The 19,114-nt window shown below is 59.1% G+C and carries 17 protein-coding genes and 2 pseudogenes; 9 read left to right on the plus strand and 10 right to left on the minus strand.

The window, feature by feature from the left end:
- Window positions 1-25: 25 nt before the first annotated feature.
- Entirely contained in the window at window positions 26-232 is a 207-nt protein-coding gene (locus ACR3ES_RS19010) for an N-formylglutamate amidohydrolase (RefSeq protein WP_170434529.1), read from the minus strand.
- A 181-nt stretch (window positions 233-413) separates the two neighbouring features.
- Between ACR3ES_RS19010 and ACR3ES_RS19015 the strand changes: the two genes are divergently transcribed.
- From ACR3ES_RS19015 to glnT, 4 genes are all read left to right on the plus strand, one after another.
- Entirely contained in the window at window positions 414-1,307 is an 894-nt protein-coding gene (locus tag ACR3ES_RS19015) for a class II glutamine amidotransferase (protein WP_170434527.1), read from the plus strand.
- A 1-nt stretch (window position 1,308) separates the two neighbouring features.
- Window positions 1,309-1,992, plus strand: coding sequence for a protein GlxC (locus ACR3ES_RS19020; protein WP_170434525.1), 684 nt, complete (start codon window positions 1,309-1,311; stop codon window positions 1,990-1,992).
- A 19-nt stretch (window positions 1,993-2,011) separates the two neighbouring features.
- Window positions 2,012-3,340: an FMN-binding glutamate synthase family protein gene (locus tag ACR3ES_RS19025; protein WP_170434523.1), complete on the plus strand. Its 1,329-nt coding sequence runs from the start codon at window positions 2,012-2,014 to the stop codon at window positions 3,338-3,340.
- Between the two features lie 83 nt (window positions 3,341-3,423).
- On the plus strand, window positions 3,424-4,752 hold the full coding sequence (glnT, locus tag ACR3ES_RS19030) for a type III glutamate--ammonia ligase (protein ID WP_170434520.1): 1,329 nt from the start codon (window positions 3,424-3,426) through the stop codon (window positions 4,750-4,752).
- A 279-nt stretch (window positions 4,753-5,031) separates the two neighbouring features.
- Here glnT and ACR3ES_RS19035 read toward each other — a convergent pair whose 3' ends face one another.
- Window positions 5,032-5,655 carry an XRE family transcriptional regulator gene (locus ACR3ES_RS19035; RefSeq protein ID WP_170434518.1) on the minus strand — a complete coding sequence of 208 codons (624 nt, stop codon included), beginning with the start codon at window positions 5,653-5,655 and terminating at the stop codon, window positions 5,032-5,034.
- A 171-nt stretch (window positions 5,656-5,826) separates the two neighbouring features.
- Here ACR3ES_RS19035 and ACR3ES_RS19040 point away from each other — a divergent pair, with 171 nt between their 5' ends.
- A complete protein-coding gene (locus ACR3ES_RS19040; RefSeq protein ID WP_480424196.1) occupies window positions 5,827-6,786 on the plus strand; it encodes a GlxA family transcriptional regulator in 960 nt (319 codons plus the stop codon).
- A 63-nt stretch (window positions 6,787-6,849) separates the two neighbouring features.
- Here ACR3ES_RS19040 and ACR3ES_RS19045 read toward each other — a convergent pair whose 3' ends face one another.
- A complete protein-coding gene (locus ACR3ES_RS19045) occupies window positions 6,850-7,878 on the minus strand; it encodes a LacI family DNA-binding transcriptional regulator (protein ID WP_170434514.1) in 1,029 nt (342 codons plus the stop codon).
- A gap of 185 nt (window positions 7,879-8,063) precedes the next feature.
- Here ACR3ES_RS19045 and ACR3ES_RS19050 point away from each other — a divergent pair, with 185 nt between their 5' ends.
- Complete coding sequence (locus tag ACR3ES_RS19050; protein ID WP_170434512.1) at window positions 8,064-8,705, plus strand: corrinoid protein; 642 nt, start codon at window positions 8,064-8,066, stop codon at window positions 8,703-8,705.
- A 20-nt stretch (window positions 8,706-8,725) separates the two neighbouring features.
- Entirely contained in the window at window positions 8,726-9,382 is a 657-nt protein-coding gene (locus ACR3ES_RS19055; protein WP_170434510.1) for a hypothetical protein, read from the plus strand.
- Window positions 9,383-9,391: 9 nt separating this feature from the next.
- Here ACR3ES_RS19055 and ACR3ES_RS19060 read toward each other — a convergent pair whose 3' ends face one another.
- The 5 genes from ACR3ES_RS19060 to ACR3ES_RS19080 are packed head-to-tail and all read right to left on the minus strand — an operon-like array spanning window position 9,392 to window position 14,438.
- Window positions 9,392-10,126 carry a cytochrome b561 domain-containing protein gene (locus ACR3ES_RS19060; RefSeq protein WP_170434508.1) on the minus strand — a complete coding sequence of 245 codons (735 nt, stop codon included), beginning with the start codon at window positions 10,124-10,126 and terminating at the stop codon, window positions 9,392-9,394.
- On the minus strand, window positions 10,116-11,102 hold the full coding sequence (locus ACR3ES_RS19065) for a hydroxyacid dehydrogenase (protein WP_170434506.1): 987 nt from the start codon (window positions 11,100-11,102) through the stop codon (window positions 10,116-10,118). Before ACR3ES_RS19065 ends, ACR3ES_RS19060 begins: the two co-directional genes overlap by 11 nt.
- Complete coding sequence (locus ACR3ES_RS19070; protein ID WP_170434504.1) at window positions 11,102-12,358, minus strand: LVIVD repeat-containing protein; 1,257 nt, start codon at window positions 12,356-12,358, stop codon at window positions 11,102-11,104. Before ACR3ES_RS19070 ends, ACR3ES_RS19065 begins: the two co-directional genes overlap by 1 nt.
- Before the next feature lie 11 nt (window positions 12,359-12,369).
- Complete coding sequence (locus tag ACR3ES_RS19075; protein WP_480424198.1) at window positions 12,370-13,146, minus strand: HpcH/HpaI aldolase family protein; 777 nt, start codon at window positions 13,144-13,146, stop codon at window positions 12,370-12,372.
- Window positions 13,143-14,438 carry a uroporphyrinogen decarboxylase family protein gene (locus tag ACR3ES_RS19080; protein ID WP_480493571.1) on the minus strand — a complete coding sequence of 432 codons (1,296 nt, stop codon included), beginning with the start codon at window positions 14,436-14,438 and terminating at the stop codon, window positions 13,143-13,145. Before ACR3ES_RS19080 ends, ACR3ES_RS19075 begins: the two co-directional genes overlap by 4 nt.
- A 159-nt stretch (window positions 14,439-14,597) precedes the next feature.
- On the opposite strand from ACR3ES_RS19080, the pseudogene ACR3ES_RS19085 reads away from it, so the two are divergent.
- A pseudogene (locus ACR3ES_RS19085) lies at window positions 14,598-15,523 on the plus strand (methylenetetrahydrofolate reductase).
- A 9-nt stretch (window positions 15,524-15,532) separates the two neighbouring features.
- Window positions 15,533-16,581: pseudogene (locus ACR3ES_RS19090) on the plus strand (methyltetrahydrofolate cobalamin methyltransferase).
- A 117-nt stretch (window positions 16,582-16,698) separates the two neighbouring features.
- Here the strand turns inward: ACR3ES_RS19090 and nadC are convergent.
- Complete coding sequence (gene nadC, locus ACR3ES_RS19095) at window positions 16,699-17,547, minus strand: carboxylating nicotinate-nucleotide diphosphorylase (RefSeq protein WP_170435443.1); 849 nt, start codon at window positions 17,545-17,547, stop codon at window positions 16,699-16,701.
- Window positions 17,544-19,109, minus strand: coding sequence for an L-aspartate oxidase (locus tag ACR3ES_RS19100; RefSeq protein WP_170435441.1), 1,566 nt, complete (start codon window positions 19,107-19,109; stop codon window positions 17,544-17,546). The genes nadC and ACR3ES_RS19100 overlap by 4 nt, the downstream gene beginning before the upstream one ends.
- Window positions 19,110-19,114 lie beyond the last annotated feature (5 nt).

Here is a 19,114-nt window from a genome sequence, read left to right on the forward strand (position 1 = left end):
TGGTGCCCTCGGCCAAATGTGCAACCTAATCGACCGAACGCAACAGGCCGTTGCGTATCTCGATCATCACATTCGGCAGACCCTGGGATTGCGCATGGTGTCGCATAACGCCGTCCGCCGGTCCGTTGCGACGATGGGGAATGCAATCGACATAGTCCAGCATCGTTTCTAAACAGCAGTTGCGCAAATGCAGGCCGCGCATCCCAGCGGATCGGTCTTGATGCTGGTTCAATCAAGCCAATATACTCTGTCCGGCAACGCGATCATCACAGGCTGTCGTGAAACTTGGTTTGAACAGGAGCGAAATTTGAGCCTATAAATTTCCTTATAGGAATAAAAATTTCCTTGTGTTGAATTCCAAGAACCCCGGTGATAGCGTCCCCTTCAAACCTAATAACGGGAGATGCTCTTCGATGTGTGGAATCGTCGGCCTTTTTCTGAAGGACAAGGCGCTGGAGCCGCAACTTGGCTCGATGCTGACCGATATGCTGATTACAATGACCGACCGGGGTCCCGACAGCGCGGGCATCGCGGTCTACCACGAGACCGATGGCAAGACAAAGCTGACCGTACAGTCCGATACGCCGGATACAGATTTCCCTGAACTGGCCAAGGATCTCGCCCGTATCATTGACGGCCCGGTCACACTACGGCGCAACGATACCCATGCAGTTCTGAGCCTAGACGCCGGCAAAGTGGAAGAGGCGCGCCAGAAGGTTCGTGAACTGCGCCCCGGCTTGCGCGTCATGAGCGTGGGTGAGGTCATCGAGGTCTACAAGGAAGTGGGCCTGCCAAAGGATGTGGCCACCCGGTTCGACCTGCCCGCGATGACCGGCAGCCACGGCATTGGCCACACCCGCATGGCAACGGAATCCGCTGTGACCACCGAGGGCGCACACCCGTTCAATACCGGCGCTGATCAGTGCCTCGTTCACAATGGGTCGCTTTCAAACCACAATGCCCTGCGCCGCAAGCTGATGCGTGAAGGCGTGCGCATTGAGTCGATGAATGATACCGAGGTTGGCGCGGCTTATCTGTCATGGAGGATGCAAAACGGGGCCACGCTGGGCGAAGCGCTGGAAAGCAGCCTTGAGGACCTGGACGGGTTCTTCACCTTTGTCGTCGGTACCAAGGACGGATTCGGTGTGGTTCGTGATCCGATTGCCTGCAAACCTGCGGTGATGGCGGAAACGGATCAGTATGTGGCGTTTGGCAGCGAATACCGCGCCCTAGTCAACCTGCCGGGCATCGAGGGTGCAAGCGTCTGGGAGCCCGAGCCCGCAACCGTGTACTTCTGGAGCCACTGAGATGCAGACCTATGATCTTGCAGCAAACGGCCTGCGTGGATTGAACTCGACCCTGCAGGCACAAAGTGGGGATACCAACCAGACCAGCTGGGAGGTTCAGAATCCAAGGGGCAGCCATGCCATTGCGGTTGGTCTGGACGCCCCGATTGAGGTCGTCGTCAAGGGATCGACCGGCTACTACTGCGCCGGGATGAACCAGCAGGCAACCGTCACGGTCGAAGGCTCAGTTGGTCCTGGTGTGGCCGAGAACATGATGTCCGGCACCGTGATCGTTGAAGGGGATGCCAGCCAATATGCAGGTGCGACGGGGCATGGCGGATTGTTGGTGATCAAGGGCAACGCTTCGTCCCGGTGCGGTATCTCGATGAAGGGGATCGACATCGTCGTGCATGGGGATATCGGCCACATGTCCGCCTTTATGGCGCAGGCCGGCAATCTGGTTGTTTGCGGAAATGCGGGGGACGCGCTGGGGGATTCCCTTTATGAGGCGCGCCTGTTCGTGCGCGGCTCGGTCAAAAGTCTCGGTGCCGATTGCATAGAAAAAGAGATGCGGCCCGAGCATATCGCGATCTTAAAGGATTTGTTGGATCGGGCCGGGTCCAATGCCAAACCGGAAGAGTTCAAACGATATGGCTCGGCCCGGCAGCTTTATAATTTCGATGTCGACAACGCAGCCGCTTACTGAGGAGTCAGGATTTAAAGACATGGATCAGACCAATCCCCGCACCCCGCCAATCCAGTCGGCGACCTTTTCCAATCCAATCAATGCTGAAATTCGACGGGCCGCGGCAACCGGCATCTACGATATCCGCGGTGGAGGCGCCAAACGAAAGGTGCCGCACTTCGACGATCTGCTGTTTCTGGGGGCAAGTGTCAGCCGCTATCCGCTCGAGGGGTATCGCGAGCGCTGCGACACCTCGGTGACTCTGGGCACGCGCCATGCAAAGAAACCAATCGAACTGGACATACCGATTACCATTGCCGGTATGAGCTTTGGCGCATTGTCCGGACAGGCCAAGGAGGCACTGGGCCGGGGGGCGTCTGCGGCCGGAACCTCCACAACCACCGGTGACGGCGGCATGACACCTGAGGAGCGTGGTCATTCCAGCAAACTGGTCTATCAGTACCTTCCCTCGCGCTATGGCATGAACCCCAATGACCTGCGCAAGGCCGATGCTGTCGAGATTGTGGTCGGTCAGGGTGCAAAACCCGGCGGCGGCGGCATGCTGCTCGGTCAGAAGATTTCGGATCGGGTTGCCGACATGCGGACCCTGCCCAAAGGGATTGATCAGCGGTCGGCCTGTCGCCATCCGGATTGGACCGGACCAGATGATTTGGAAATCAAAATCCTAGAACTGCGCGAGATTACGGATTGGCAGGTTCCGATCTATGTCAAGGTTGGCGCGACGCGGCCTTATTATGACACGGCACTGGCGGTAAAGGCCGGGGCCGATGTGGTTGTCATGGACGGGATGCAGGGCGGAACCGCGGCAACGCAGGACGTGTTCATCGAGCATGTGGGCCTGCCCACATTGTCCTGTATTCGCCCCGCCGTGCAGGCCTTGCAGGACCTCGGCGTGCATCGCGACGTGCAGTTGATCATTTCAGGCGGGATTCGAACCGGCGCTGATGTGGCCAAGGCAATGGCACTGGGTGCCGATGCTGTTGCCATCGGAACTGCGGCTCTGGTAGCGCTTGGCGACAACGATCCCAAATGGGAGGCCGAGTATCAAAAGCTGGGTACGACAACCGGCGCTTATGACGATTGGCACGAAGGTCAGGACCCTGCCGGGATCACCACCCAGGACCCTGATCTGGCCGCCCGTTTGAACCCGGTCGAGGCAGGCCGTCGTCTGCGCAACTATCTGAAGGTCATGACGCTTGAGGCGCAGACCATCGCGCGCGCCTGCGGCCACAACCACCTGCACAATCTAGAACCCGAGGACCTGTGCGCCCTGACGATAGAGGCTGCCGCCATGGCCCGCGTGCCGCTGGCGGGTACCGACTGGTATCCAGGGAAGGCGGGGTTCTGATCAAAAACGAAACCAAGGCGCGGCTCGACAGAGTGGCGCCTTTCTTCTATCCGACACTATCAACAGGGAAAGGAAAGCCGACCATGACGACAGATCTGGCAGCTTTCGCCAAGGAAAAAGGCGTCAAGTACTTCATGATTTCGTTCACCGATCTGTTTGGTGGACAACGGGCCAAGCTGGTCCCAGCTCAGGTCATTGCCGAGATGCAGGAAGAAGGCGCGGGTTTTGCCGGGTTTGCCACCTATCTCGACATGACACCGGCGCATCCGGACATGCTGGCTTTGCCGGACCCATCCTCGGTGATTCAACTTCCATGGAAACCCGAGGTGGCCTGGGTCGCAGGCAACTGCGCGATGGAGGACAAGGACGTGGCGCAGGCCCCGCGCAATGTTCTGCGTCGGCTGATCGACGAAGCGGCGTCAGAGGGCCTGTATGTCAAGACCGGTATCGAGGCCGAGTTCTTTCTGCTGACACCGGATGGCAAGCAGATCAGCGACCCCCACGACATCGCTGAAAAGCCCTGCTATAACCAGCAGGCGGTTATGCGGCGCTATGATGTGGTGCGCGAAATCTGTGACTATATGCTGGAACTCGGGTGGGGCCCGTACCAAAATGATCATGAGGATGCCAACGGCCAGTTCGAGATGAACTGGGCATTCGATGATGTCCTCAGGACGGCTGACAAGCATTCCTTTTTCAAGTTCATGACCAAGTCGGTAGCTGAAAAGCACGGTTTTCGCGCGACTTTCATGCCCAAGCCTGTCGAGGGGCTGACGGGCAATGGCTGCCACGCCCACATCTCGGTCTGGGACGCGCCCGGCACCGACGCCAAGACCAACGTTTTTGCAGGCGAAGGCGATGGCCAGACCGGTGAGGTCGGGCTGGGTGAGAAAGGTAAGCACTTTCTTGGCGGTATCATGAAACACGCCAGCGCACTGGCGGCGATCACCAATCCGACGGTAAACTCCTACAAGCGGATCAACGCGCCGCGCACCATGTCCGGCGCAACCTGGGCGCCGAACACCGTCACCTGGACCGGCAACAACAGGACGCATATGGTCCGTGTCCCCGGACCGGGACGGTTCGAGCTGCGGCTGTCAGATGGTGCGGTCAACCCATATCTGTTGCAGGCCGTCATTATTGCCGCTGGCCTGTCGGGCATTCGGTCCAAGGCCGATCCGGGGCCGCGCTACGACATTGACATGTACGCCGATGGCCACACTGTGACCGATGCCCCGAAACTGCCGCTGAATATGCTGGACGCGTTGCGGGAATATGACAAGGATGCCGAGTTGAAGGCTGCAATGGGCGAAGAGTTCTCGTCGGCCTTTCTGAAGATGAAGCGGCAGGAATGGGATTCCTTTGTCAGCCACTTCTCAAGGTGGGAACAGGAACATACGCTCGACATTTGACAAACCCAAGGATCGACACCGTTGCAAACGCGGAGCAAGCGCTCAGCTCAGCCATGATCTCTTCCTGGTCACGATGGGAAGCAGTACGGCGCAAATTGAAAAACACGGCGTCGAAAACCATACCCTTGGGGACGCCGCGGCCTGTCAAAGAGGTTACTCTGAAACCCTGATCGCGAGTGACTTAGAGACAACACGCCCCTGAATACGCGATCAGATCAGGCTCGGCTCAAAGCTTGCGACACAACCGGCGATGTTGGCTTGGCAGAGCCGTGTCGCGGATCACTGTTTGCTCTGATAGCAGATGACCGACAGGAACCGGATCGGCAGTTCGATCAGAGTTGTCGGCCCGTGCGGCGCGTCGGCGTCAAAGAACAAAGTATCGCCGGGATGAAGCAGATAGCTTTCCGCCCCATGGCGATACTCCATCTGCCCGTCCAGCATGTAGATCATCTCGATCCCGTCGTGCTGGAAGGTCGGAAAACTATCAGACGTCGAGTCGAGAACAATAAGGTACGGTTCCGTGATCACGCCGCTCGCATTTGATCCGATATGGCCAAGCAGACTGTACTGGTGCCCGGCACGGGTGCCTTCCCGTTCCAGTTCCACACCCTCACCCGCCTTGGTATGCACCGCCTCGCGCCGCTCTTCAAAACCGCGAAAGAAGGCGGTCAATGGCACCGACAACGCGTTCGCAAGCGTTTGCAGCGTCGTCAGAGACGGCGATGTCACACCATTTTCAATCTTGGAGAGCATTCCGATCGACAAGTGCGTCAGTTTGGAGAGTTCGGATACCGTCATGCGTTGTTTCTTTCGAAACGAGCGCACTTCCCGTCCGATTGCTGTTTCAAGCGTACCTTCACGCGTTTCTCGGACTTTATGGGGATCTTGGGTCAACGGTGCCATGGGAGGATATCCAACGCGTTGTTTTTATAGCATCATACATATTCATCTGGGGGAAGATACCAGTGTGCATAACAGCGGCAAAGAAATTTAACACAGGGAATTTTCGTTTACCCGTAAGAAAGCTTACGATAGGTTATCTGCCGATGGAAATCGGATGTACGGAGGATGGACATGCGTCGTATCGGGTTCCTTTTGTTCGAGGGCTTTCCGATGTCTTGCCTGACCTCTGTCATCGAGCCTTTGCGCGCAGCAAATGAAATTTCTGGGCAAGAGGCGTTCAGATGGCAACTTTTCTCCGAAACGGGTGAAAAAGTGATGTCCAGCGCGGGGTTAACGTTCGAACCGCAGGGCGTGTTCGACCGCAACATGAAATTGGACACGCTGATCCTCCTCTCGACGCCGTCCAGCACGTTTGGAAATACGCAGACGGCCGCCCATCTGCGATGGGCGGCCCGCCACGGCGCTGTACTGGGCGCAATCAGCGGTGGTGTTTTTCCGCTGACCCGAAGCGGTGCGGTTTCGGGTGAAACGCTGTCTGTTCATTGGTGCTATGAAACGGCCTATGCCGCAGAGTTTCCGGACGCAGCGCAAAGCAACCGGGTTATCGAGGTATCGCCGCACTGCGTCTCGGCCTCGGGGGCGGCGGCCGCGTTTGACCTAGCACTGTCTTTTATTGGTGACGAACTTGATGCCGAGATTGCGACAGAAGCGGCGTGCTGGTTTCAGCACCCTCTGCTGCGGCAGAGCAGCGTCCGGCAGGCAGTTCCCGCCGCCGGAACCAAAGGTGTCAATGCAAGCCTGCCGCCGCTGGTTGGGCGGGCGGTCGAGGTTTTTTCCCACAACATGACACATACGATCCGGGTCGGCGACGTTGCTGCACAGCTCAGAACCTCGCCGCGGCATCTTGAGCGGAGCTTTAAGAAAGCGACAGGGCTAAGCCCGAGCAGGTATTTTCGACACATGCGTATGAAAGCGGCCCGTCAGATTGTGATGTATTCGAACAATCACCTCACATCGATCGCGGCTTCTGTAGGCTATGCCTCCACGACGGCGTTCAAAAAGCACTATGAAGCCACCTTTGGTCTGAGCCCGATGGAAGATCGCGAGCGGATCATGCTGTACCGGCTTTAACGCAACTGACCGTTCGGATTCGGCGGCTCATAAGAAGTGGCAGGTCTGGATGCACCCGTCTGCTTACTCAAAGATCTTGCGGCAGGACCCGCGTAGAATAAGGGTGCCCCTGTATCTCTCTTGTCGCGGCAAAACATCCGGATCCTGCATATTATCCACCAGGATATCGACCGCATCGCGGATCATGCGTCGGATTGGCTGGCGAATCGTTGTCAACGAGTGGCCGGGCCAACTCGCGGCCGGAATGTCGTCAAAGCCAAGCAGGGAAAAGTCCTGTGGCGGGTTCAGCCCCAGCTCGAAACGTGCGGCGTGCAAAACGCCTAAGGCCATGACATCGCTTGCACAGAACACGGCGTCGGGACGTTCGCCGCGCGAAAACATCCGAAGCCCCGCTTCGCGACCGCTGTTGAAGGTAAAATTGCCCTCTTCACAGAGGAACGGTTTCATCCCGGCCTCTGCGAGACACTCGACAAACCCGGTCTCACGCGCCATTGATGTTGCATCGCCGGTCTCACCGCCGACAAAGGCAATACGGCTATGTCCGGCCTCGACGAGAAACTCGGCAGCCTGGCGACCGCCTTCCCGGTTATCGATCTGCACCGAGTTCACATCCACCCCCTCGGCGCTCCGGTTATACAGCATCACCGGTATCCCGCGCGCACGGCAGGTTTGGGCCATCTGGTCGCTCAGGATGGCCGACATGATGATCGCACCGTCTATCTTGTACTGCATCAGGGTGTTCAGCGCAGTGTCGATCTCGGATTGCGTGTCCACCGTAAACAAGAGCATCTGCCAGCCGCGGGCCTGGATGTTGCGGCTCAGATCCGCGATCGCATTCGCAAAGAACGGGTCCTGAAGCCGCGTTACGATGACCCCGACCATGGCGGATTTCTGTTTCGTGTCGATCCGCGCGGACGACATGCTGCGCGCTATGGCATTTGGCTGGTAACCCATTTCTCTGGCCGCCTCCAGAACCCGGTCGCGAGTCGCTCTGGCGATTGACGCGCTGGGGGAGAATGCCCGCGAGACGGCCGACTGCGACACCCCTGCGGCCTTGGCGACGTCATAAGATGTGATTGATCTTTTGCTCATGTTTCGGCGCTCTAAATGACTTTCTCGCTTGCCTTACAGCGGTCGAATGCAATTTTGATGCATATTCAACGCTCGCAGGTTTTCGATTATCTTAGTTAGGTTTTGTCGCCAATTCCACCCTTGACTCCAAATCTTGTTTCACGCAAATTGCATGCGCATGCAATTCTGTGCAAGGAGGAGCCATTATGTTGTCGGAAGACGAAAAGGACGAGCTTTTTGAGGCGATCTGCGATGGCGACCGTGAAACGGTTGTCGAGTTGATCACCAAAGCCCGCGATATGGGTGAAGACCTTGGGCAACTTCTGAACGATGCAATGATCCCCGCCATGGCCGAGGTTGGCGAGCAATTCTCGGCTGGCGAGATTTTTGTCCCCGAGATGTTAGTGGCGGCGCGGGCCATGAAGGGCGGCATCGACATCATCGAACCGATCCTTGCCGAGAATGAGCACGAACCGCTGGCCCGCGTGTGCATCGGCAGCGTCAAGGGCGATCTGCATGACATCGGCAAGAACCTGGTGGTCATGATGCTCAAAGGCGCCGGGTTCGAGGTCGAGGATCTGGGTGTGGATGTGGCTGATGAGGAATTCGCCAATGCCGTCGAGCGGGGCAACGATGTCGTCTGCCTCAGCGCATTGTTGACGACGACCAAGCCGCAGATGGTCAGCGTTGTGAATCATCTGCGTCAGGCCAATAACTACGCCAAGATCGTCATTGGCGGTGCGGTGATCACACAGGATTACGCCGACAAGATCGGCGCCGATGCCTTTGGAGAGGACGCACCTGGCGCAGTCAAAGCTGTCAAGCGTGCCCTTGGGCTCAACGCCTGATTTTGTAAATGGATGGACGGATGACGGCTCATTTTGGAAGACGTGACATCAGCCGTCGTAATCCGGTGCCGGTGGATGATCTTCTTACCGCCGCCCTTGCACGCCTGCGGCGGCAAAAGCAGTATGCGCGCGTTCTGTCCCGCGATGCCAGCGCCAGCACCGGGCTGGATCAGATGCTGGACCGCGCGACCGAGTGCGTCACCGCATTGGCGCGCGCCGAAGTTGTATTCATGCCCGTTTCCGCACATGCCACCGGAGATGAGACCGAGATCGCCGGGCGCGTCACGCTGAGCGATGCGCGGCTTGCACAGGATCTCAGCAAAGGCGGCTGTTTAACCGCCTATCTTATGACGCTGGGCTATTCACAGGCGGATGCGTTCGAAATGCTGCAAGGCGACTATATGGCCCACCATGTGCAAACAGATCTGGCCAGCGAAGTGTTGTTTTCGCTCGGGCGCCTTGCGCTTCGTATGCAACAGGCGGACCATCCCGGCCAAGAACTCAGGCGCATATCGGTGCAGGCCACCGAGCTCTGCGGCGCCCGAAAGATCTGGGATGCGGCCAGTGTTCAGGCCTTGCTGGGATGCTTCGACGGGATCAATCCCGGTGTTACCGTCACTGATACAGGCTGTTTTCAGCCCCTCAATTCGCTGCTGGGTCTGACGGTTCGTCTATAAGGTCTTGTCTCAGGGCTTTTGGTTCTGGGCGTCCAGCATGCCTTGATATCTCTGGCGGTTGAACGGGTGATCGGGATGCGAGCCATAGGTTGACAGATAGGTGTCGTGATTGCGCCCCCAGCCTTGCATCAGCACCGACAGGACCAGCGCCAGGATCACCACCAGAGCGAGACCACCCGCGATCCAGGGCATCCAGAATTGGGACAGCCCCGTTGTGACCGCGCCGCCGGCGCAGAACAGGGCAAAGTAGCCTGCGGTCTTGTGATACGCCTCGAACCACCAGCGTTGCGGCGTCATGTCGAAATGATCACCGCCCCAGGTTGATCGGTCCTCGGGGTCGGCAGCCGGGTCCTTGCGTCCACCGTGACTGCCGCGGAACCAGGCCGATAAAATCTGCAAAACGCCCAGCGTCACGGTTGCAATACCGAACCATGCATGAAGCGTTCCTGAAAAACCGCCAGAGAGCATCGCGGCGAACGCCACCCCGCCGACCGCCAGGAATACGGCCGTATAGAGCGCATACTTATGAAAGCTCCAGCACAGTTCCGGCCAGGCCCATTTGGGCGTGCCGCGCGGAATGCCGTAAGTCGACGGAGGGATCTTGCCAAAGCGCAGGAACATCACCGCCAGCGGCACCAGCACGAACCAGACGCCGAACATTAGAACCGCATGGTTTTCCCAATGGATCGGGATGACGATATCCAAAAGCGGAATCCGTCCCTCCGAGGGAATTTCATAGGCCATAACCGGCCTCGTTGAGCGCATCGCGATTGAATACGAGGTCCGGCGACAACGCGCCCTTCAATCCGGCCAGAATATTCTGCGCAGCGACGATGCCCATCCGCCGCGCGGCCTCGGCGCTCAGTGCCGCCGAGTGCGGGCTCAGCACCACGTTGGGCAGCGTAAGCAACGGTAAATCTACGGGCGGCGGTTCCTGCGCGAAACAGTCCAGACCTGCGCCGCCGTCTTTCATCGGTCCGGTCAGCGCGGCATACAGAGCCTCTTCATCGATCAGCCCGCCCCGAGCGGCGTTCAACAGGATTGCCGACGGCTTCATCTGCGCCAATTCCTGCCGTCCAATCAACCCGCGCGTTTCCGGCGTCATGGGCAGGTGCAAACTCAGCGCGTCGACCTCGGGCAGGGCAGCGCGCCAGTCGTCAACGAGGTGGTAGCCAGCACCATCAATCGTTTCTGGATCGACGAACGGATCAAAGATCATAACCCGCATGTCAAAAGCAGCGGCGCGACGAGCAACCTCGCGCCCGATCCTGCCAAAACCCAACAACATCAGGCTCCGCCCGGACAACTCACCGACGCCCAGGCTGTCGCGGATCGCCCAATTGCCGCTGCGAACCGCCGCATCATAAGGCGCAATCTGTTTGACCAACGCCATCAACATCGCCATGACCTGTTCGGCCACAGACACCGCGTTGACCGGCCCAACGATGGTGACAGGTACACCCCGCGCGCCAAGTGCGTCCACCGGAAGGTTATCGCAGCCCACACCGTGGCGCGAAACCACCTTGAGGTGGGGCATCTGCGCCGCATGCTGTTCCGTCAGCACCCCATAGCGGATCAGCAGAGCGTCTGCCCCGACCAGTAGGTCCAGCGGCAGCGCCGCACCGGGATCGGAGATAGTTTCGATCTCCAGCCCCGGCTCGGTTTTCAGAACCGCCATCCCATCAGGGTGAATCTGTCCCGAGACAAGCACCCGTGCCATCAAAGGCCCTCCATCTCCATGATGGTGAGACCGGCATTCATATCCGTGGTATAAATCAGCCCCTGCTTGTCCACATAGACATCAGTGGTATCGACAACGACCGGCCGGTTAGGGCGATAATCCATCAGCTTGTTCGGCGCGGGCGGCACACAAACGGCAACCTCTTCGGGTCGGAACTGGTTCGAAATGTCATAAACCCGCAGGCCCGCATTCTGGTAGCTCACGAACATCAATTCTTCGCTCTGGAACCCTTCTGACCGGTTCTCGTGCACATTGTGCGGCCCGAATTGTCCGCCTTTGGTTTTGTAGTCCTCTTCATCGGGCGGCAGCGTGGTAGCGATGGTCACTGGGTTCTCCGGCACGGAAATGTCGTAGACCCAGTTGCGCTTGATGCCATCCTCGCAATTGTCGGCCTGGCTCTCCTCGACCACGAACATCAATCCGCGTCCGGGCAACGGCAGGGTGTTATGGGTATGACCGGCAAAAGGTGGGCACGGGTTGTCATGCGACAGGAATTTTGGATTGTGGCGGTCCGACACGTCGATCAGGGACATGCCGCCATCGCGCCAGGCGGCCGCCGCCAAATCACCCTTTACGATCGCGTGGTGCAGCGCATAGCGGTACTTCTGGTCCCAGTGCGGTTCCTCACCCGCTGCTTTGTTCATCCCGGGCAGCCAGAGCTGTGAGACAATCTGGGGTTTTTCCGGGTTGCGGAAATCGGCGATCATGAAGATGTCGTCCGAGAATCCCGGCGGCAGAGCCGAGAAATAGACCCAGTCACCACCGTCCCAAAACATCCGGTGTACACCCAGACCGGGGACGTCGAGAAACGCGATCTCGCGCGGGTTGGCGCGGTCCGAGATGTCGTAAACGCGCATTCCCGCCGAGTAGGCGCGGTCGCCGCCGGTTACATCCACTTTGTCCGCAACCGAGCCCTTGTAATAGTCCCCCGGATCGAATGCCCCCGAGGTTTCGACCCTAAGCATGTCGCACATATTGTTGACGATCATAATGTCGCCATAGGTCTGGATATGCTGGCTCCACGTGCCTTCGGGCTGTGGCATATGCTTGACGAATTTCGGGTTCTTCGGATCGCGCACATCCATGATCGAGAACCCGTTGTTGAAGACATGGCCAACATAGGCATAGCCGCCCGACACCATGATCTGAATACCATCGGCGCGCCCGCCCTGGTCCGAGTTACTCAGAATTCGAATGTTACGGCTGTAGTCGGGCGTCAATAGGTCGTTGGTCATGCCATCCTCCGTTAGTCGTGCCCGGGGGCGTCCGATAACGCCTTCAGGGCTTTGGCACCTTCGATCAGGAAAGAATGGTCGGCACCAATTGCAAAAAAGCTCGCACCGGCTGAGTGCCAGCGCGTTATGTCTTCTCCGGGGGCGCAGAACAGCCCGGTGGCAGCGCCCTTGGCGCCGAGAAGGTCATCGGTAATCCGCTGGATTTTTTCCGAGCCAAAGTCGCTGAGCCCGTAAGACACCGTCAGGTCGACACGTCCGACGAACAGAGCGTCCACTCCCGGTATGGCGGCGATATCCTCGGCACAATCCACGCCGTCCCTGTCCTCGATCTGGCAGATCAGCGACACCTCGGCATCCGCTGCAGCAATATGGTCGGACAGTGGCCGCATGCCATACTCTCCGGCACGGGTGGTGCCGGCGATGCCGCGCCCGCCCGGGCCGTAGTGGGCGGCGCGCGCCAGCGCCTCGGCCTGCGCAACCGACTCGACATGCGGGACGACAACTCCGGCGGCCCCCATGTCCAGCACGTTCAGGATAAACGCCGCATCATGATTTGGCACCCGCACGAGCGTCGCACAGCCCACCGCCCGCGCGGCCAACAGGCAAGCGTTGATCGAGGTTTTGTCGAAAGGCCCGTGTTCTCCGTCTAGTACGAGAAAGTCGAGCCCGCATTGCCCCAGAACCTCGACCACCGCTGCGTGCGGGGTTTTCACGAAACACCCGACCAGCCGTTGTCGGGCGGTCAGGCGTGCCTTGAATCGGGCGTTTGGGGTCATGTTCGGGGTCATACCGTTTCCTCTTGTTTCAGACGTTCGAAATACGAGGCATTGCTTGCCAGATCCGCGTCGAGGTCGAGCGGATAGCGACCCATCTGTCGGACCATGTCGAAAAAAGCCAGCGTATTTTCTGGCGGGATATCGTGGCCGATGTTGTGGCAGGGTGCGATAATGTACCCGCCGCCCGCACCCAGATCGGTCATCCGGCGGGCAATCTCCCAGCGCAGTTCCTCATGCGTGGCGTTGGGCATCATCTGCTGAACGTCCATCGCGCCGTGAAACGCCAGCCGGTCGCCGAATCGGGCCTTCAGCGCTGCTGTCTCGTCCATGCCCGCCGTCGATGTCTGCACCGGGTTGAGAATGTCGGCCCCGGTCTCAATCAGATCTTCGATCAGCGGCAGCACCGCGCCGTCGGTATGCATCATCAGGTAGACGTCGGCGCAGGATTTGATGTGCTGGTGCAGCTTTGTATGAAACGGCTTAATGCGTTTGCGGTAGACTTTCGGCGAGATCAGCAGCGAGGTTTGCGTGCCCAGGTCGTCGGTTACATAAGCGATCTGAACATAAGGGCCCACTTCGTCCAAGAACCGCGACCACATCCGGCACAGCAGGTCGGTGATCTTGCCCAGTACGGCATCCGCCAACTCGGGGTTGATCACCAGGTCCATAAAGAACTGCTGATATCCGCGCATCTGCAAGGCCGACATAAGCGGGCCAGCCTTGATCGCATCCGCCCCCAAAACATAACCGGTATTTTCATACAGGTCCTTGGCCCGCTCCCGCAGGCCCGCGAACTGTGCCGGATCTTCGGGGTCGGGCCAGTCATATGCGGCGACATCCTCGGGTGTTTCGCAGGCTGCAAGCGGCGCCGTCGCCAGGCTGTCGACCGCAAAGTGATCGCCATGAGCGCCCCGGTACGGTACGCCCCACATATCAATGTAACCGTCCGTATCAGTGCGTTCCGTGATTTGCACCCAATTGGGCACCATCCAGCGGAAATCGACGCCAAAGTGCTGTAGAAGCTCCTCATCCGGCACGATGGTCTGTGCCATGCGGTCCAGAATCGACTCGCCATTGGTCATGCCCAGTTGCGGTAGCAGCGGCTTTAGAGCCGCGTAATGCGTCTTGTGAATCGATCCGATATGCTTGCCCATGTCGAGCGGCACCCATTCAGGCCCTGTTCTTTCCATTGCCGCCCGGAAATTCTCTCTTGGTGTCATCGCCATGGTTCGAACCAGCCTCCCGCCACTGATGCGCCGATATCCGGTCTGCATCGAAAATACTGCATGCGCATTCAATTGCATTTCTATGCAATGTGTCAATAGTGCAAATTCGGTCTGTAATATCTATCTTAATTGCATAATTATTTTGATTGCATGCGCATGCAATTTTGTGCTAATTGCGCCGACAGACTGATTTCTCTGTCCGAATTCAAGCCAGTCTGCCAAGGGGAGGAGATTGCGATGTCTTTGCTGAGTTTCAAGAAACGGGAAGTGGTTGAGGCTGGTCCGGTCAATCCGACGGTTGAGGCCTTTTTGCAGGGCTATTCGATTGAGGTGATGCCTCGGACGGCTGAGAAGGTTGAGGATTTCCGCGCGTTGTTGCCTGAAGGCACCCGCGTCTACATCGCCCATATCGAGGGCACGCCGATCGAGGACATGGTCAAGACCGCCAAGCGCATCGCGGATGAGGGCTATCCGGTCATGCCGCACTTCCCGGCGCGGATCATCAAGGACGCCGCGACGCTGGAAAACTGGGTCTCAATGTATCAGGGCGAGGCGGGCGTCGATCAGGCGCTGCTGCTGGCCGGTGGCATAGCCAAACCGCATGGCGATTTCGACAGCTCGATGCAGTTGCTGGAAAGCGGTCTGTTCGACAAGGCAGGCTTCAAACGCCTGCATGTGGCGGGTCACCCAGAGGGCAACAAGGACATTGATCCCGACGGCTCGACAAAGAATGTTGATGACGCGCTGCGTTGGAAACAGAAGTTCAGCGAAACCACCGACGCCGAAATGGCACTGGCGACCCAGTTCGCTTTCGATGCCAAGCCGATCATCGCCTGGGCGGACAGCCTGAAAGAGGCGGGGATCAACATCCCGGTGCATATCGGCATCGCAGGTCCAGCCAAGCTGCAGACCCTGATCAAATTCGCCATCGCCTGCGGTGTTGGCCCGTCGCTGAAGGTTCTGCAGAAACGCGCCATGGATGTGTCCAAGCTGTTGCTGCCGTATGAGCCGACGGATGTGATCACCGAACTGGCCACCCACAAGGCCGCCAATCCGGAGTTCAACATCACCAACGTGCATTTCTTCCCGCTGGGCGGATCAAGACCAACGCCAACTGGGCGATCAATAACGGCGGTGCGTCGGCACAGCCTGCAAACGCTTAAGGACCGGACATGACCCGTACAGTCGTCGAATCAAAAACAAAACTGCCGTTCTGGGCTTTGACGAACCGTTCTGCGTGATCGGTGAGCGCATCAACCCCACGGGTCGCAAGAAACTGGCGGCGGAACTGGAAGCGGGCGATTTCTCGACCGTCGAGAAAGACGCGCTGGCGCAGGTTGCGGCCGGTGCGACCGTCCTGGATATCAACGCCGGGGTTGTCTACAACTCGAACCCAAACCCAAACGAGACCGAGCCGCCGCTGATGCGCCGGATTGTCGAGCTGGTGCAGGGTCTGGTGGACGTGCCGCTGTGCATCGACTCGTCGGTTCCGGGCGCGTTGGAAGCCGGTCTGGAGGCGGCTGAAGGCCGTCCGCTGCTGAACTCGGTGACTGGCGAGGAAGAACGCCTGGAACTGGTTCTGCCGCTGGTCAAGAAGTACAACGTGCCGGTTGTGGCGATCTCGAATGACGACACCGGTATTTCCGAAGATCCCGATGTGCGTTTTGCCGTCGCCAAAACGATTGTCGAGCGGGCCGCCGATCACGGCATCCCCGCCCATGACATCGTGGTCGACCCGCTGGTCATGCCCATCGGTGCAATGGCAACCGCCGGCAACCAGGTCTTTGCCCTGGTCCGTCGCCTGCGCGAGGAACTGGGCGTGAACACCACCTGCGGTGCCTCCAACATCTCGTTTGGTCTGCCCAACCGTCATGGCATCAACAACGCCTTCCTGCCCATGGCCATGGGCGCCGGTATGACCTCGGCCATCATGAACCCGGTGGCCTTGCCGGTGACGCAGAAAAAGATTGCCGAAAAGAAAGAGGCGGTGGCTGCCGCCGGCATCATCCTGCCCGAGGGCATGGAGGACGAGGCCTTTGTACAGATGTTCGGTCTCGGCTCGACCCTGCCGCGCGCCGGCAAGGAAATGGAAGCCATCCGCGCCGCCAACCTGCTCACAAACAACGACCCACACGGCGGCGCATGGATCAAATTTAATAAGGCGCCCGAGGCAGAGGGGGCCAAGGCTCGCACACCGCGACGGCGGCGCATGGCGGGATAATGTACCCGTCACGCTGGAGAGCGTGTGCGGATACACAGGCTCACCACCAGCGATCGTTGCGTCCAAAGCCATGTTCTGACGGAGCTCCGAAGCATGGTGGGCTGGAAAGGCGGTTTTTCAGAAATCCAGGCCGAGATCGACCGTTCGAACAGAATGTGTCAACGCACCGGACGAAATGTAATCCACCCCGGTTGCGGCAATCGACGCAACCCGATCAAGCGTCACGTTCCCGCTTGCTTCAGTCTTCATCCGGCCATCGACCATGGCAACCGCCTCGCGCAGCGCCTCGTTGTCCATATTGTCCAACAGCACGACAGACGCGCCACCAACCTCCAGCACCTCGGCCAGTTGGTCCAGCCGGTCGACCTCGATCTCGACGGCCATCATATGACTCGCTCGGGCCTTGGCTGCGGTGAGAACCTCGGGGATTCCGCCCGCAGCGGCGATGTGATTGTCCTTGATCAGGATCGCATCGGACAGTGAATAGCGATGGTTGAACCCGCCGCCGTGCAGGACGGCCAGTTTTTCCACAATCCGAAGTCCCGGGGTGGTTTTGCGGGTGCAGGTTATCCGGGCATCGGTCCCCCGGGTCTGATCCACGAAAGATGCTGTCTGGGTGGCAATTCCTGTCAGGCGACCCGCGAAGTTGAGCGCAACCCGCTCCGCTGACAGGATGGACGCGACCGACCCCGTGATGGTCATCAACGTATTGCCCAGGTGGCAGGTCTGACCGTCCTGAAAATGGGCTTCAATGTCCAAGGCCGGATCGACCAGACGAAATGCAATCGCGGCAACCTGCAGTCCTGACACCACGGCATCTTCGCGTGCGTTCAGTTTGGCCTCATAGATGGTTCCGTCAGGTATGACAGCGCGCGTGGTGACATCACCATAGGTGCCCAGATCCTCCATCAAGGCGGCGCGAACCAACGGTTCCAGAACCAAATCAGGCAGGGTCGCGTAACTCATGACAGTTCCTTGCAGGCTTGAGCCCGAATTTCGAGCGCTTCGGACAGATGCATCCGGGATCGTCTGCCAATGTCATCGGACACATCAGGGAAATCGGAGCGTTCATGCGCCCCGCGGCTTTCTTCACGGACCAACGCTCCAGCGGCAATCAAGGTTGCGGTGGCACACATGTTTTGGAATGCAGGAACCTTCTGGTGGGGGGCCTCAAGTTCAGCAATCGCATGCAAAGCGCGTGTTAGACCTTCGCGATTTCGCACCACACCAACATAGCGGGTCATTGTCTGGCGCAACTCCTCAACCGCTTGTTCAGTACCGTGTGTGTAGGTTTTAGAAAAGCCAATATCCAGCAGATCAGCATGAGAGAATACAGGCAAAGCGCCGGATATGTCTTCCGCACAAATACGGGCATAAACCAGGGCCTCTAACAGCCCGTTTGACGCAAGCCGGTTCGCCCCGTGCAGCCCGGTCGAGGACGCCTCGCCACAAACCCAGAGTCCGCCAAGGCTGGCGCGTCCGCGTGTATCTGTTGCGACACCGCCCATATGATAATGCGCCGCAGGGGCAACCGGTATGGGCTGTTGTACCGGATCGATGCCGTTGCGGGCGCAGTATTCCACCACCGATGGGAACAGCTCTTTGATCCGCGCGCCCAGGGCCGTGCGCGTGTCCAGCATTGGTCTGTTGCCCGCCTGGATTTCGGCAAAGATTGCACGTGCCACGACGTGGCGGGGGGCAAGTTCTGCATCGGGGTGAATGTCCCGCATAAAACGGGTGCCATGCCTGTTGATCAGGATCGCGCCCTCGCCGCGTAACGCCTCGGTCGCCAAAGGCGCCGGATCTTCGCCGACATCCATGGCCGTTGGGTGAAACTGAACAAACTCAGCATCCGCGATCATCGCCCCTGCGCGGGCCGCCAGCCCGATGACCTGCCCGCAAATCCGGGGCGGGTTGGTGGTCAGGGCATACAGCCCGCCGGACCCGCCACCGGCAAGCAACACGGCCGGTCCACGTAGTGTCACGATGTCCGATCCTCCGGATGCGTCCTGAATAGAGACACCAGTGACGCGGCCGTTGTCCACATCCAGCCCAACGGCAAAGACACCTTCGAGCACCTGAATCGAGGGCGTTTCCCGAACTTGTTCGATCAGCGCTGCCATGATCTCGGTCCCGGCCTGATCCCCTTTCACCCGCACCACGCGTGCAAAGCTGTGCGCGGCTTCGCGCGACAACACATAGTCACCATCTTCGGTCCGGTCGAAGGGTGTTCCCAGAGTTGTCAGATCGAGGATGTAGGCGCGCGCCTCGCGCGTTACCAGCTCCGCAACATCGGGCTCGACCGTGCCCGCCCCGGCCTGAACCGTATCTGCCGCATGGCTTTCCGGACTGTCTGCAAGATCCATAGCGGCGGCGACCCCGCCCTGCGCCCATGCTGAGCTGGCCCCCTCACCCAGGGGATCCGGTGAGATCACCACCACCGGCTGCGGTGCCAGTTTCAACGCGGCATACAGCGCTCCGATACCGGCGCCCACAATGATGACGCGATCCGTGGCGATGTCGGTCATTTCGG

This window comes from Ruegeria sp. B1 (assembly GCF_056535885.1).

Excerpts from the sequence above, each read along its gene's own strand:
- ACR3ES_RS19100 (WP_170435441.1), bottom strand. The coding sequence starts at position 19,109 with ATGACCGACATCGCCACGGATCGCGTCATCATTGTGGGCGCCGGTATC.
- ACR3ES_RS19025 (WP_170434523.1), top strand. The coding sequence starts at position 2,012 with ATGGATCAGACCAATCCCCGCACCCCGCCAATCCAGTCGGCGACCTTT.
- nadC (WP_170435443.1), bottom strand. The coding sequence starts at position 17,547 with ATGAGTTACGCGACCCTGCCTGATTTGGTTCTGGAACCGTTGGTTCGC.
- glnT (WP_170434520.1), top strand. The coding sequence starts at position 3,424 with ATGACGACAGATCTGGCAGCTTTCGCCAAGGAAAAAGGCGTCAAGTAC.
- ACR3ES_RS19070 (WP_170434504.1), bottom strand. The coding sequence starts at position 12,358 with ATGACCAACGACCTATTGACGCCCGACTACAGCCGTAACATTCGAATT.
- ACR3ES_RS19015 (WP_170434527.1), top strand. The coding sequence starts at position 414 with ATGTGTGGAATCGTCGGCCTTTTTCTGAAGGACAAGGCGCTGGAGCCG.
- ACR3ES_RS19075 (WP_480424198.1), bottom strand. The coding sequence starts at position 13,146 with ATGACCCCGAACATGACCCCAAACGCCCGATTCAAGGCACGCCTGACC.
- ACR3ES_RS19050 (WP_170434512.1), top strand. The coding sequence starts at position 8,064 with ATGTTGTCGGAAGACGAAAAGGACGAGCTTTTTGAGGCGATCTGCGAT.
- ACR3ES_RS19080 (WP_480493571.1), bottom strand. The coding sequence starts at position 14,438 with ATGCAATTGAATGCGCATGCAGTATTTTCGATGCAGACCGGATATCGG.
- ACR3ES_RS19040 (WP_480424196.1), top strand. The coding sequence starts at position 5,827 with ATGCGTCGTATCGGGTTCCTTTTGTTCGAGGGCTTTCCGATGTCTTGC.
- ACR3ES_RS19035 (WP_170434518.1), bottom strand. The coding sequence starts at position 5,655 with ATGGCACCGTTGACCCAAGATCCCCATAAAGTCCGAGAAACGCGTGAA.
- ACR3ES_RS19055 (WP_170434510.1), top strand. The coding sequence starts at position 8,726 with ATGACGGCTCATTTTGGAAGACGTGACATCAGCCGTCGTAATCCGGTG.
- ACR3ES_RS19045 (WP_170434514.1), bottom strand. The coding sequence starts at position 7,878 with ATGAGCAAAAGATCAATCACATCTTATGACGTCGCCAAGGCCGCAGGG.
- ACR3ES_RS19060 (WP_170434508.1), bottom strand. The coding sequence starts at position 10,126 with ATGGCCTATGAAATTCCCTCGGAGGGACGGATTCCGCTTTTGGATATC.
- ACR3ES_RS19020 (WP_170434525.1), top strand. The coding sequence starts at position 1,309 with ATGCAGACCTATGATCTTGCAGCAAACGGCCTGCGTGGATTGAACTCG.
- ACR3ES_RS19065 (WP_170434506.1), bottom strand. The coding sequence starts at position 11,102 with ATGGCACGGGTGCTTGTCTCGGGACAGATTCACCCTGATGGGATGGCG.